Annotated in this window: 10 protein-coding genes and 1 tRNA gene; 8 read left to right on the forward strand and 3 right to left on the reverse strand. The window is 65.7% G+C overall.

Annotation, left to right across the window (positions count from 1 at the left end):
• Positions 1-198: 198 nt before the first annotated feature.
• Both J4H91_RS04290 and J4H91_RS04295 read left to right on the forward strand, forming a co-directional pair.
• A complete protein-coding gene (locus J4H91_RS04290) occupies positions 199-2,166 on the forward strand; it encodes a cytochrome c oxidase assembly protein (RefSeq protein WP_208045017.1) in 1,968 nt (655 codons plus the stop codon).
• Positions 2,163-4,427, forward strand: coding sequence for a heavy metal translocating P-type ATPase (locus tag J4H91_RS04295; RefSeq protein ID WP_208045018.1), 2,265 nt, complete (start codon positions 2,163-2,165; stop codon positions 4,425-4,427). The genes J4H91_RS04290 and J4H91_RS04295 overlap by 4 nt, the downstream gene beginning before the upstream one ends.
• On the opposite strand, the gene J4H91_RS04300 is transcribed toward J4H91_RS04295, so the two are convergent.
• Positions 4,424-4,885, reverse strand: a complete 462-nt coding sequence (locus J4H91_RS04300; protein WP_208045019.1) for a MarR family winged helix-turn-helix transcriptional regulator — start codon at positions 4,883-4,885, stop codon at positions 4,424-4,426. The two genes, J4H91_RS04295 and J4H91_RS04300, sit on opposite strands and share 4 nt — an antisense overlap.
• 165 nt (positions 4,886-5,050) lie before the next feature.
• Between J4H91_RS04300 and ctaF the strand changes: the two genes are divergently transcribed.
• The 4 genes from ctaF to J4H91_RS04320 all read left to right on the forward strand — a co-directional run bounded on the left by ctaF (position 5,051) and on the right by J4H91_RS04320 (position 8,367).
• Positions 5,051-5,467, forward strand: a complete 417-nt coding sequence (gene ctaF / locus J4H91_RS04305; RefSeq protein ID WP_208045020.1) for an aa3-type cytochrome oxidase subunit IV — start codon at positions 5,051-5,053, stop codon at positions 5,465-5,467.
• 1,072 nt (positions 5,468-6,539) lie between these two features.
• Complete coding sequence (locus J4H91_RS04310) at positions 6,540-6,974, forward strand: sulfate permease (RefSeq protein ID WP_208045021.1); 435 nt, start codon at positions 6,540-6,542, stop codon at positions 6,972-6,974.
• On the forward strand, positions 6,943-7,275 hold the full coding sequence (locus tag J4H91_RS15965; RefSeq protein ID WP_424960823.1) for a DUF6907 domain-containing protein: 333 nt from the start codon (positions 6,943-6,945) through the stop codon (positions 7,273-7,275). Before J4H91_RS04310 ends, J4H91_RS15965 begins: the two co-directional genes overlap by 32 nt.
• 225 nt (positions 7,276-7,500) lie before the next feature.
• The gene (locus J4H91_RS04320) at positions 7,501-8,367 is read left to right on the forward strand and encodes a hypothetical protein (RefSeq protein ID WP_208045023.1); all 867 of its coding nucleotides are present in this window, start codon (positions 7,501-7,503) and stop codon (positions 8,365-8,367) included.
• A gap of 57 nt (positions 8,368-8,424) precedes the next feature.
• On the opposite strand, the gene J4H91_RS04325 is transcribed toward J4H91_RS04320, so the two are convergent.
• The gene (locus J4H91_RS04325) at positions 8,425-11,121 is read right to left on the reverse strand and encodes a hypothetical protein (RefSeq protein WP_208045024.1); all 2,697 of its coding nucleotides are present in this window, start codon (positions 11,119-11,121) and stop codon (positions 8,425-8,427) included.
• Positions 11,122-11,871: 750 nt separating this feature from the next.
• On the opposite strand from J4H91_RS04325, the gene J4H91_RS04330 reads away from it, so the two are divergent.
• Together J4H91_RS04330 and J4H91_RS04335 are read left to right on the forward strand one after the other, a co-directional pair.
• Positions 11,872-12,030, forward strand: a complete 159-nt coding sequence (locus J4H91_RS04330) for a hypothetical protein (protein WP_208045025.1) — start codon at positions 11,872-11,874, stop codon at positions 12,028-12,030.
• 260 nt (positions 12,031-12,290) lie between these two features.
• A tRNA-Thr gene (locus J4H91_RS04335) sits at positions 12,291-12,362 on the forward strand.
• Between the two features lie 141 nt (positions 12,363-12,503).
• Here J4H91_RS04335 and J4H91_RS04340 read toward each other — a convergent pair.
• Positions 12,504-13,214, reverse strand: coding sequence for a hypothetical protein (locus tag J4H91_RS04340; RefSeq protein ID WP_208045026.1), 711 nt, complete (start codon positions 13,212-13,214; stop codon positions 12,504-12,506).
• Between the last annotated feature and the right edge of the window lie 112 nt (positions 13,215-13,326).

The following is a 13,326-nucleotide window of genomic DNA, read 5'->3' on the forward strand; positions in this document are numbered from 1 at the left end:
GTGCGGCGATTCCGCTCCGATGGCTCGTGCGCGGCACGGCGAGCCATCGGAGCCCTGTCGTTTCAGCGTCATCTCTCGCGGGCCGTGGATCATGCTGCGCGAACGGTCAGGCGCATATGCGATGGTGGAGCGCGTGAATAGTTCGTGCATGAACATGTTTGACCGGGAAGTGAATGTGAAAGCGGGGCACACCTTCTGATGTTGCGACGGTACGTGCTGATCGGGGCGTTCATCCTGGGCGGAGCGACCGTGATCGCGGTTCCGGTGATAACCGCGATGATGCTCGGGGATGAGGCGTACTCGGTGCGCGAGCTCCGTTTCCCGGGCTTCGATGTCGCCGTGACGACGACCGTGCTCCAGCCGGTCGCCGAGATCAGCGGGATGCTCACCGTCGGTTCGATCATGCACCTGTTGTTCCTCGACCCGGCGCGGAAAGGGCACGACCCCGACGTGATGGCGGGGTCGACGCCGAAGCTGTTCAAGATCGCGTCGGGAGTGTGGGCGGCATCCGCCGGCGCCCTCGTGTTCCTCACCGCCTTCGACAGCAACGGCACCCCGCTCAGCCGCGCTGCGGAGCCGGGCGCGTTCAGCACGCTGTGGGGCGCGGTCGACGCTCCGCGGGCGTGGACGGTGACGTTCGTCGCGGCGCTGCTCATCTTCTTCGCGTCGATGTTCGCCTCCCGATGGACCGGGCTGCTCATCCCGCTCTGGCTGTCGGCGTTCGCGATCCTCGCCCCGGTCGTCACCGGGCACGTGCTCGTAGGGCCCTCGCACGACTTCGGCGGAGACGCCGCCGTGTACCAGTCCCTCACGACGACCGCCGTATTCGGGAGCGTGCTCGTCGCCGCCATCCGCACCGCCGCCGATGAGCTGCTGCCGGTCGTGACGCTGCGACGCCTGGCCATCCTGGTGGCGGTCGGGATGCCGGTGATCCTGGCCACCGATGCCGTGATCACCCTGTTCAAGCTCGCCGGCACCGGCATCGGGGACACGTTGACGGGCCGGTTCATCATCGCCCGACTCATGCTCTGGGCGGCGATCACCGCGGTGTGGGCGATCGCGGTGCTGCTGTGGCGGCGCGGACTGCTCCAAGCGCAGATGATCGCCGGGCTCCTCGCCACCGCCGCGCTCGGCATCAGCGCATGGGCAGCCGTCACGGTGGCGATGACCCGGGTGCCGCCGCCGCAATACTTCGTGCCGACGAGCATCGAGCAGGTGTTCATGGGGTTCGAGGTGCCCGACGCGCCCACCATCTTCGTGCTGTTCACGCACTGGCGGCCGAACCTCCTCCTGCTCGGGGCGGTGATCACCGCGATCACCGTCTACCTGCTCGCGGTGCGCCTCCTGCGCCGCCGCGGCGACTCCTGGCCGGTAGGGCGGACGATCTCCTGGACGCTCGGATGGCTCACCGTGATCGTCGTCACCAGCTCCGGGTTCGGGAAGTACTCCGCCCCCGACTTCGGCGTGCACATGGTCGTGCACATGAGCCTGAACATGCTCGCCCCGATCCTCATGGTCCTCGGCGGAATCGTCACGCTGCTGCTGCGCGCGACGAGCGGTGACTCGCCGTGGGCGCCCGCGCACGCGTGGATCACGCGGGTACTGCACTGGCGATTCCTGCGGTTCGTATACCACCCGCTGCTGGTGTTCGTCCTGTTCGTCGGCTCGTATTACGCGCTGTACTTCACCGGCATCTTCGAGACGCTGATGCGCTACCACTGGGGCCATCAGCTCATGAACGTGCACTTCCTCATCGTCGGGTACCTCTACTACAGCCTCGTCATCGGCGTCGACCGGCCGCCGAGACCGCTGCCGCACATCGGCAAGCTCGGGTTCGTGCTCGCGGCGATGCCGTTCCACGCCTTCTTCGGCGTGATCCTCATGTCGGGCAGCCGGGAAGGCCCGCTCGTCGCCGAGAACTTCTACCAGTACCTGGGCCTGCCCTGGGCCGATCTCTCCGCGGCGCAGGCGATGGGCGGCGGTGTCGCCTGGGCCGGCGGCGAGATCCCGCTCATGCTCGTCGTCATCGTGCTCGGCGTGCAGTGGTCCCGGCAGGACTCCCGCGAGGCGAAGCGCCGCGACCGGCATTTCGACGCCGGCCGCGACAGCGAGTTCGACGACTACAACGCGATGCTCGAAAAGCTCGCGAACCGGAGGACGCGATGATTCGCACCGACAGCCCGCCCGACACCCCAGGCATCGCAGATCAGCCGCCGCTCGAGCTCGACATCACCGGGATGACGTGCGCGGCCTGCGCGAACCGCATCGAACGCACCCTGAACAAGCTCGACGGGGTGCGCGCCTCGGTGAACTACGCGACCGAGCGGGCCGTGGTCACCGGCCTCCCAGCCGCGAGCATCGGCGACGCGATCGCCCGTGTCGAGCAGGCCGGGTACGCGGCACGGGTGCACGAGGACGCCGACGACGCCTGGTCCCAGCGCGCGACCGAGGAGCGGATCACCTCGCTGCGGCGCAGGCTCATCCTCGCAGCGGTGCTCACCGTCCCGCTCATGGACATCACGATCATCCTCGCGCTGGTGCCGGAGTGGCGGTTCCCGCACTGGGAGATCCTCTGCGTGCTCCTCACCCTCCCGATCGTCACTTGGGCGGCGTGGCCCTTCCACCGGACGACGCTGCGCAATCTCCGGCACGGGCAGGCGAGCATGGACACGCTCGTCTCGCTCGGGATCGTCGCCTCCTACGGCTGGGCGATCGCGACGCTCCTGTTCGGGGTCGGGCACACCGGTGCGGGCGGGTACTGGATCGGGTGGGGGCGCACGCCCACCGGCGCCGACTCGGTCTACCTCGATGTCGCCGCCGGGATGACGACGCTGCAGCTGGCCGGCCGCTACTTCGAGACCCGCTCCCGCCGGAAAGCCGGCGACGTGCTCGGCGCCCTGAACGCCCTCGCCGCGACGACGGTGCGGATCCTGCGAGGCGGCGCCGAGACGGTCGTCCCGGTCGGCGAGCTCCGCGTGGGGGACGTCTTCGTCGTGCTTCCCGGGGAGACGATCGCGACCGATGGCACCGTCGCCGCCGGGGCCGCGGCGGTGGACACGTCCATGATGACCGGGGAGCCCGTGCCGGTGCCCGTCGGGGCGGGGGATGAGGTGACCGGGGGCACGATCAGCGCCGACGGCCGCCTCGAGGTGGTCGCCACCGCGGTCGGGGCGCACACGCGGCTCGCGCAGATGGCGCACCTCGCAGAAGACGCCCAGTCCCGCAAAGCCCGCGTGCAGGCGCTCGTCGACCGCGTCACCGCCTGGTTCGTGCCCGTCGTCATCGTCCTCGCGATCCTCGTCGGCGCCGCCTGGGCCGTGTTCAGTGGCGACGCGCAGCGCGCGATCGGCACCGGGATCAGTGTGCTCATCATCGCCTGCCCCTGCGCGCTCGGGCTCGCCACCCCGACCGCGCTCATGGTCGGCGTCGGCCGCGGCGCCTCCCGCGGCATCCTCATCAAGGGCCACGACGCCCTCGAGGCCAGTGGAACGATCACCACGGTCGTGCTCGACAAGACGGGCACGCTCACCACCGGCGACATGCAGGTCGCCGACGTGACCGCGGACGGGATCGCCGAGGAAGAGCTGCTCGGGCTCGCCGCAGCCGTCGAGCACGGATCCGAGCACGCGATCGCCCGCGCCATCGAACGGGCCGCAGACGATGCCTCCGCCGGCGGGTACGAGGCCTCGGCGTACGACGCGCTGCCCGGGCTCGGCGCGCAGGCCGAGGTGGAGGGGCAGCGGATCCTCGTCGGCAGCACCGCGCTCATGATGGAGCACGGCATTGCCTTGCCACCGTCACTCGAGTCTGCCGTCGATTCCGCCGACGCGCAGGGTCGCACCGCGGTCGTCGTGGCGCGCGCGGGGCGGGCGCTCGGCGTGATCGCGCTCTCCGACCGACTGAAGGCCGACGCGGAACGCGCCGTCGCCCGCCTGCACGAGCTCGGTCTCGAGACGATCCTCCTCACCGGCGACTCGCAGCCGGCCGGCGAGGCGATCGCCGCCCGGCTCGGCATCGACGAGGTCCGCGGCCGGGTGCGCCCCGACGAGAAAGCCGCGGTGATCCAAGAGCTGCAGACGGCGGGCAAGCGGGTGGCGATGGCCGGCGACGGGATCAACGACTCCGTCGCCCTCGCCACCGCCGACCTCGGCCTCGCCGTCGTCACCGGCTCCGACATCGCGCTCAAGGCCGCCGACATCATCCTCGTCCGCGAGCAACTCATGGCGATCCCCGAGGCCCTCGTGCTGGCGCGGAAGACCCTGCGCACCATCCGCGCGAACCTCGGTTGGGCGTTCGGCTACAACATCGCCGCGATCCCCATCGCCGCAGCCGGCCTCCTCAACCCCCTCATCGCCGCAGCCGCGATGTCCCTGTCCTCGGTGCTCGTCGTCACCAACAGCCTCCGACTGCAGAGCACCCGACTCTAATGGGATCGCTGCTTTGCAGGCCCCGCCGCCTCGATCACATGCCAGAGCGTCTCGCGCAGGCGGGTGAGCTGATCTATGCTCATGTCCAATTGCTTGATCACGGCTTTGGGCACCGGCGGCGCCAGTTCTCTCAGCCGTCTGCCCTCTTCGGTGAGATCCACATCCAGACGGCGTTCATCGGCGGTGCTGCGCCGGCGTGTGATCAGCCCTGCCGCTTCGAGGCGCTTCAAGAGCGGGGAAATGGTCGGCGCGTCCTGCAGCAGCACCTCGCACAGGTTGCTCACCGAGCGCGGGCTATCCTCCCAAAGCGTCAGCATGACCAGGTATTGCGGATGGGTGAGCCCCAGCGGTTCGAGTAACGGCCGGTAGAGGCTGACGATCGCGCGGTTGGCGACAGACACGGCGAAGCACACCTGAATATCGAGTTTCAGTGCTTCTGCGGGATCATATTCGTCCATCACCATCTCCTGTCACCGTTTGCATGTTAGACGAGACCAAAATATCATCGACATGAATACTTAGTGCATGAACTGTTCACGCATCGTCTAATGATCGAGCCTTCCACCCGCGATGGTGGGCGCCAGTTCGTGCATCGGACCGGACACGTCGGCTGGAGGCCCCACTTGCGCACTCATATTGTCATCTACTGGATACTCGCGATCTTCCAGATCTTCCTCGCCGTGCTCTACACCGGCTGGAACCTGCTCGAGACGAACACGATCGAGTGGTTCGGCACGATCGCCTTCACATTCGGCGGTGCGTTCATGGCGTGGCTGGCGTTCTATCTGCAGCTGGTGCAGAAGAAGCACGGAGCACCGCTGGTCGAGGACCGGGACGATGCCGACATCGACGACGGCGACCCGGAGATCGGACACTTCAGCCCCTACAGCTGGTGGCCCATCTCACTCGCCCTTGGAGCGAGCCTGGTCGTGCTCGGCATCGCAGTCGGATTCTGGTTCGCCTACATGAGCGTACCGCTGCTCATCGTCTCGGTCGTGGGCTGGGTATACGAGGACTACCGAGGGAACTTCGCACGGTAACGCAGATACCAGACCGTCCGCATCGCTCTGCCATGGGCACCGTAAGACTCGACTTCGAGACGGAGGTTCTTGGCATCGCTGGCTATTTCGCTCCGGCGCCTTGGCCCATCATCGCGCCGGGCTGGGCTCTCAGGAGTGTGCCGCGTTCGCGGGCTTGCGCCTCACCCGCCTCTATTTCTGGTTGAAAACGATGTCATCGGACTCCCCCTCGCGCCTAATTCGGTGCCATTCTCCGTGCTAGTCGCGCTGCTGGTGCGGGTAGGTTAGGGGTAACTTCCTCGGACTCGCACGGGCGCCTTTCTCGGTGCTCTCTAGCGCCGGCTCGCGCGGTGATACGGACTCCTGCTCGGCGAGTCGGGACTTGCTATGGGAACTCGGCCCAAATGCGGCCTGCGTTGCCCGCCAGTGCGGGCTTAGCCGGTGAATGGTTCGCCATGGATACGCCGGACTTCGATCACGAACGCTTCGCACGCTTCGGCGAGAGCCGATGGTGCGCACACGAGAGGTTCGGAACCGGACTCACATCGTTTGGTTAGGTATTTATGTGCGTAGGTCGGGCAGCGCCCGGAGACGGATCGGAAGGCGGCTTCTGTTCGCCGGTTCCGTGACTCGACCACAGCGAACGTGCGGGCGCTCATCGCTGCCTGGATCGGAGAGCAGGACACCGACAGGTCGGCGATGCTGCGACGCGTCTCGTGGATATCCACGCCGCAACCGTGGGCGTGACCGAGCGGCAGATCGTCTCGCAGAGCGCCATGCAATATTGGGCGTATCGGGCCGTCGTCGGCCGTGAGTTAGAGACACCACCACTCCCGCTCTCGTTGCTATCGGCATTAATGTGGTGCAAGCGAGCGCATTGAGAGGTACCTGCTCGAAGGTTGCAGACAAGCTCTACGATGCCCCTATCCTTAGCTTCGCGACAGAGGTAAACTTAGAAACAGTAGGCGGGCCTCAATCCTGAGCATCAAAGTTCGGAATGAAGAACCTCTTCGGACGGTTCTTGAGTGGACCCATCCGCCGAAAGCCGGTTGGTCACCGGACGTACATCACCGTGCGATCCAGGAGACCCCCCGTGTTCACTCTCATCTTCGCTCTCGCCACCCGTGCGGCGACGGCCTTGTTCATCGTCACCCGCTACCTGCCGGGCAACCTTCTCATCGCCTGGCTCCGCAGCCGCAAGGGGGTGAAGTTCGGTGTGCCCGCGATGCTGCTTGCTTTCCCATACTGGTGGTTTGGCATGTGGATCGAGTCGCTCATCCAGAACGGCGCCCTGCCAGGCGCGTTTTATCTCATCGTGGCGGCGTGCGCATTCACCATGGCAAAGCTTTTCCTGATGGGGCCGATCAGCCTCGTCCTGCTCATTAAGACGCGATGGTGTGAGATCCTCGCGCGTCGCCGCGGATCCCGCTTGGAACAGGAACAAGAAGCGGGGGAAGCGGAACGGGCAGATGACGTGCCGGAGAAAGTAGAGCATCATGAACGCTCCGAAGCCAGCTTGGCTCACTGAGCCGTGCCCACCCTGGTGCACTGCCACACACCAGCAACAGGTCATCGAGGCCGACCGCCGCCACGAAGGGGACTTGACCGTCGTCCCCGTGATCGTGAGGCAACCACCGACGGACACGAGCTCGAATCATCTCCCTGCAGAGCCGAGGACAGGGGAGGTCGACGTGACGGCCTTCCGCGACCTCGCGACTCCTGAGACCTGGGTCGTGATCGCCGAAGGGCCACAGAGCATCGAGTTCACCAGGGAGAGCGCCATCAGGGTCTCTCTCGCCCTCACCGAGCTCCTGCGACAGACCGCCTAGCTCAGACGGTGCCGAGAGCTCCGCCGCCGAGACGTTCACCTCGAGAATACCCGCCGCCGCCGGCCCCAGCCGAGGAAATGCCCTCGCCGTAGTAAAGCCGGAATCGTCCAAGGAGCAGTTGCCCACGCGTCGGTCGCCCCTGAATGTTTGCAGAACCTGATGAGGGTTCTCACCGTTCCGTTCAGGGAGAAGCGTCTCATCAATGTACGAGAAAGGGTCTAGCCCATGAAGCGCATGACGTGCGCCGAGATCACAGCAGCGATACAAGTCGGCCTCCCATTCACAGCCGCCTGGCACCAGAAGATGCTCACGGCCACACCTATCCAAGTTCTCACCTCCACTCTTGGAGCGATCCCCGGTAACAGGCTCTCCGGCCCGCTCGCTCATCGCGTGCGGGAGAGCGAGCAGGAATACACGATCCAGTACCTCACCGACGGCGGAAGGAAACGCCTCCCGAGCGACGTCGCCTACTACATCTCCCAGCACGTTCTGGAGCCTGACTGCCAATACGTTCTGGCGATCATCACGGCGAACGGGCGGAGTTCCCACGTCACCAACGCAGATCCTCATCCAGCCGCCCCTGAGCTTCTCGCCGCGATCACTGCCGGGCTGCGCCAAGCCGGTGAACGCGTTGGGAAGCAGATTCGCCATGACGACGAACTCCATGACGCTGATGCGCGAAGCGATGCCGGATGGACGTTCGAGCTGCTCGTGCGTCCGACCAAGTCTGCCATCTGCGCGGCGCGGCCGGTAGCGACCTTCGACAATCGTTCCAACGCGTACCGCGCGATGGTCGAGGCCAGCCGAGCCCGGACGCTTCGGCACGCCTGGGTCGAGCGCTATGAGAACCATGGTCCTCTGTATGGGGTTGCCTTGGGGCACGGCTCGTTTGATTGCCTCGGCGCGGACCTCGTAACCGAGGTCACCCGCAATGCCCGGCAGGCGAGACGGAATCTGGTGATGCTCCGTCTCGCCCAACCCGGAGCCGAGATCGCCCTCGCCATCAAGCGACCCGGCGATGGCTGCTACCGGGTCGGTAGCGTCCCCGTGGCTCAGTGGATCAGGAGTCTCGCCGAGCCTCCCCAGGAATGAGAACGCGGGGTGGTGCGGCTACGAAGACGCGGCCGCACCACCCCGTATGCTCACTCCTTACTTATCCGTGTTCGTATCGGTGCCGGTCTCCGGCGCCTGCTCGGTGAGGAGCTTGATGGCCTGCTCGCCGGTGACGAGATCCTCCTCCCTGATGTATCCGGCTTCTTCGCGGCGCTGGGCCAGGCGACGTCCGAACAGCAGCGCCCCGCCGGCCGCCGTCGTGGCGAGCGCGATCAGGCCGGCCGGAAGGATCCAGTCCTCGGCACCGGTGACGGCAAGGTCCGGAGGTGTCGAGCCCGACCTCTTCTTCACGACGGTGCTCTCACCCGGTGCGCCGATGTAACCCTCGGCGAGGATCTCGTCGTCCGGGCCGTAGAGGGTCTCAACCCAGTACACGACACCGGGCCGGTCCACGCGGGTCGGACCCGAGTTGTACTCACCCGGCCCGTTCACGGGAATCTGCTCGCTCGTGAAGAACGGGTCGCCTTCACCGTCCTTCGCGGGCGGGGCATCAAACGGGCCGTAGGCGCGGAACACGAGGTAGCCGTCCTCGGGGACGCCGTCGCCGGAGACGTAGGCGGTGTCGGAGAAGTCCTCACCTACCCACGCTTCGGGCTGAGCCTGCGTGCGGACTTCCACCTTCGGATGCTTCGGCGCCGGGGGTACGAAGAACCGCTCGTACTGATCCGCGGGGGAGGAACGGAACGGGAGCACACGATCATCACCGACGAACGAGGACACGACCACGTAGTAGCCGGGCTTGTCCGGCTGGATCCGATCCTCATCCGTGAAGCCCAGCCGATAGGTGCCGTTCCGGGCGGGCGTGGTCAGCTCGGTGAGGACCGGCGCCGACTCGAGATCCAGATCGTCGGTCAGCTCCGTGTCGCTCGCGAACGGTCCGTAGACCACATGCTCGACGACATCGACATCGGCTTCCCAGTAGCCGTCGCCCTGGAACTCGCCATGATCGTCCGGGAAGCCGGAGAGGATGATGTCATCGAACGCGCGACCGTTCAAGTGCACGTTGTACTCGCGGACCTCGCTCTTGACCTCGGCTGGCCAGCGCACGCTCGTTGTCTCGACCGGGATGCCGTACCGGTCGGCCCAGTCGTTCGCGATATACGGACGGTACTCCTCGGGCTGCCGGTCCAGGCGAACCTCCCACACCCACGTCACGAACCCGGGGCCGGGGAACTGCACGCCTGGGGAGGTGTAGACGCCGGGCCCGTCCGCGGTCACCTCGACCTCGCCGCGCGCGACGGCGTCCTCGGGCACGCCGTCCTGCTCGGCAGGCGGCATCGCGCCGGGCACCTGGTAGGCGGTACCGGTGAACACCACGGGGATGAACTCACCATCCATCTTCAGCCAGGCGCCGTTGCTCGAGGACACCGTGATCGTATCCGTCACGGTGTCGCCCGGCGCCGCGTGGCGCGCATCCGACTTCGACACCGCCTCCGGCTGGAAGGGGGTGACGTGCGTCTCGTTCACCCGGCCGAACTCATCTCGGAACGAGTCCCGGATGTACTTCGCAGCGTCGCCCTGCTCTGCCTTGTCGATCTCCCACACCCACGTGTAGAACCCCGACTCGGGTGCCTTCGTTTCCCCGGATGAGGCATAGGTGCCCACGCCCTGGTCGAGGACGAGGGTCTCCGTGCCGGCCACGGGCGCGCCTTCGGGCACGTCCTTGCTCTGCTGAGGCTGCTCATCATAAGGGCCGTAGAGGGTGCCCTTCGCGGTGAGCTTCACCGGGGCACCGTCGAGTACGATCCAATCGCCGCGGCCCGTGGTCTCGACCATCAGCTCGTCGACGAACGCGTCGCCTTCCTGCACGTAGCGGCTCGCGACCTGCGTGCCGATCACGGGCTGGAAGTCGAGTTCGATCAACGGCGACTCTGCGTTCGCGGTGACGCTCCCCGGCGTACCCGCCGCGAGCAGCCGCTGCGCGCCCGGCGTCTCATACAGATCGACCCGAGCGCCGATGCCGGCGCCGCTGTAGGCACCGGACCCGGAGACCTTATAAGAGGGAGCCCCTGACGGAGGGGTGCCGAGAATCCTGTACGAGCCAGGACCCACCGCCTTCGAGGTCGAGCCGTCCTCGAACGTCGCGTTGGTGAGCGAGACGCTCCCCGACATGGTGGAGGGCCTCATACTCACCGTCAGGGTGCCGGTGTACTGATCCTGCATGGAGATCGCCAGCTGCAGATCTGCCGCAGTCGTGGCGTTCGCGGCAGCCTCTGACTGCATCGCGTTCTTGTTCGCGACAACCGCACCGCGATCGCCCGCAGGTACGAGCTCGAGCCAGTGAGCATCGCCGACATAGGTGGAGTCGGCGATGTTCCACAAGAACAGCTGCACGGCTGCCGTGGTCCTCGGATCGCTGCTGTTGCCCCACTTCGCGAGCACATAGTTGATCTGCGCGAGCTCCGAATCCGACAGTTTCCTGCCACCGTAGTCGGTGAGGCTCGTCACCGTCATCGGTCCCGAGGTGTAGAGCCCGAGCGGGCTGCCGATGGTCGAGTCCAGGCAGTACACCACCCGGCCGTCCGACTCCGCGATATACGAGCCGAGATGCCCGGCCGGCGAGTTCCCGAACCCGGTGCCCAGGCCAGCGGCCTGCGCACCCGTGGGGAAGAGCAAACCGCTCAACCCGATCAGAAGCGCGACGACCACAGCCGCAGCACGCCGCCATGATGACTTCCCTCCGTCACGTATCGAACCGCCCGGCTCGATGACCGGGGTTGTCAGTGCACTCATGCGCATCTCCTCCATGTCGAGCGGAGCGCTCATATGCTCCGCAGGAGAAGAAGTGCAGGCGGTGCGACAAGCAAGGTGTACATTCAAGTCATGGATAGGGCGAAGCACGAGCCGACCGGTGCCGAGCTCTGGGCTACTGATCTCAAGAGGATGGATTCCAGTGATCGGGAGCGGATCTGGGAGAGGCTCGCGTGTGTCTGTTCTGACGGTGCCGCCTACTATGTGCCGCCCACGAAGCGGGGGCTTCTTCGGTGCCCAACATGAGCCAGGGTGTGACGAGAGTTCCGAGAACGCGCAAGAGGCGTCCAGTGGGGCTCTTCCGGAGAGTAACGTGCTTGCGCTGCGGGAAGATGCCTTCAGGCTTCGCCCACACCGACCTCGCCGTAGTCACACGCACGTGGTTAATGATCCGGCAGGTGCTCCTCGTCGCAGGAGGGCGTGACAGTTTACTGGCGCATCTCGAGGAAGCGCATCGACGCCGAGTATCGGGCTTTTGTCCTTGCTTTCAAGGCCGGAAAGCAACCCCGAGTTCGCGAAGTCCACGAAGCAAATCGGTCTGCCTCATGGATATGACCATGTGCGAAGTTGCTGCGTCAACATCGCCGGCATCACTGGTGCACACAGAAATCGAGAGAAAGTGTACTGGGCGCGCTCCACTCGGCCGAGGCCGGGCAAGATGGTGCCGCTTGGTTGCATACTCAGTGGGAAGCCCCGTACATTCTCCTTACGAAAGAGCTGCTCGAGTGGGTCATGGACGAAAACGACATGGATGAGCTCGATGAGTTCGCTGGAGCCTCCTTCATTTATCTCGGATACCTCAACGAGACGCATGACGGAGGGCGGACATACTTCAAGCCGAAGGTTCCGGAATGGTTCGCCATCCGGCCGCGGCCGAACCGTCATTGCTGAGACTTGCTGACGCGTCGGCGACCCTGTTTGGCGCGAGAACTGGAAGATCGGACAGGTATCGCGTTCCTGGCCAGAGGCTCGTTCGTTCTCGGAGGAGATTTGATCTGTCGACAGATACTCGACACTTCAGCGGCACCAGACGAGTCGAAACCCTCCGAGAATCTCTGATATCCTCGTAAGGATGGTATTTGATTGGGAGTCGAAAAATCGGTTTCCATCAGGTGTTTTATCGAAGTATCTCGATTGACTTCGAGATGCGCGCCGCCTTAGCTCAGGGGTAGAGCAGTTCCCTCGTAAAGAATAGGTCGTGGGTTCAAATCCCACAGTCGGCTCAGGGTAAGACGGGTCTGGTCGGTAGGAAACTACCGGTCAGGCCCGTTTTTGTGTTTCGCGGGAAGGGTATGCGATCCGCTTCGCTCGCTCAGCCGGCGGAGGGCTGCTTCTCGCTCAACCGGCGGAGGACTGCTTCTCGATCAGCCTGCGGGGCGATGCCAGCCCCAGACGCCGAGTCCCAGGAAGACGAGTCCTGCGAGCAGTGCGATTCCCGCCTCCCACGGCCGCAGGTCCGCATGCTCCAGCCGAGCGAGTACGGAGGTGATGCGCTGGGAGAGCGACGGGAAGCGCCGCCAGGCGACCGTCAGCGCGACGTAGGGAGACACGAGCGCCGCGACGAATACCGCGTAGAGGACGACGCGGATCAGGTCATCGTCGCTGACGCCCCGCAGGAGTCTTGCCGTCATATACATCGTCGCGATGCCGCTCACGCCGATGACGGCGTTCGACGCTCCGATGAGCATCATCTCCCAGGGCTTTCCGGCCGGTGTCGGACGCGGCTTCCGTACCGGGCGCGGCTTCCTCGCTCGTGCCCACAGCCACACCGATGCGGCGACGAACAGGGAACCCGCGGTCAGGTCGACGCCTCGGCCCACCAGGATCCTCTCCGCGTCCCGGCTCAGCAGATGCTCGAAGCTGCGCGGATCGACGATCTGCAGCAGGAGGAGCAGGGCCGTCGAACCGAGCACGAGTCCGACCATCATCCAGCCGATCGCGCGATCGGGGCGGGGCGTGCCGGTCAGCACGCGCAGCGACACCGCGATGAGCGTCGGGCTGAAACCCATGACGAGGCCGAGTCCGATCAACCCCGTCGCGCCTCCGATGATGCGGATCAGGTCTGCGGCGATCACGACGGCAATGTTACTCGCTGCGCTCGCTCGGCCTGGAGAAGGCCGCGCTCGGTCGGTCGGCGGAGATTTCGCCGCTCTAGCCCCGTGTCGAGCTCTGTGTCAAGGTCTGTAG

Origin of the sequence: Leucobacter ruminantium (assembly GCF_017565705.1) — a bacterium.
Classification (GTDB): Bacteria; Actinomycetota; Actinomycetes; order Actinomycetales; family Microbacteriaceae; genus Leucobacter; species Leucobacter ruminantium.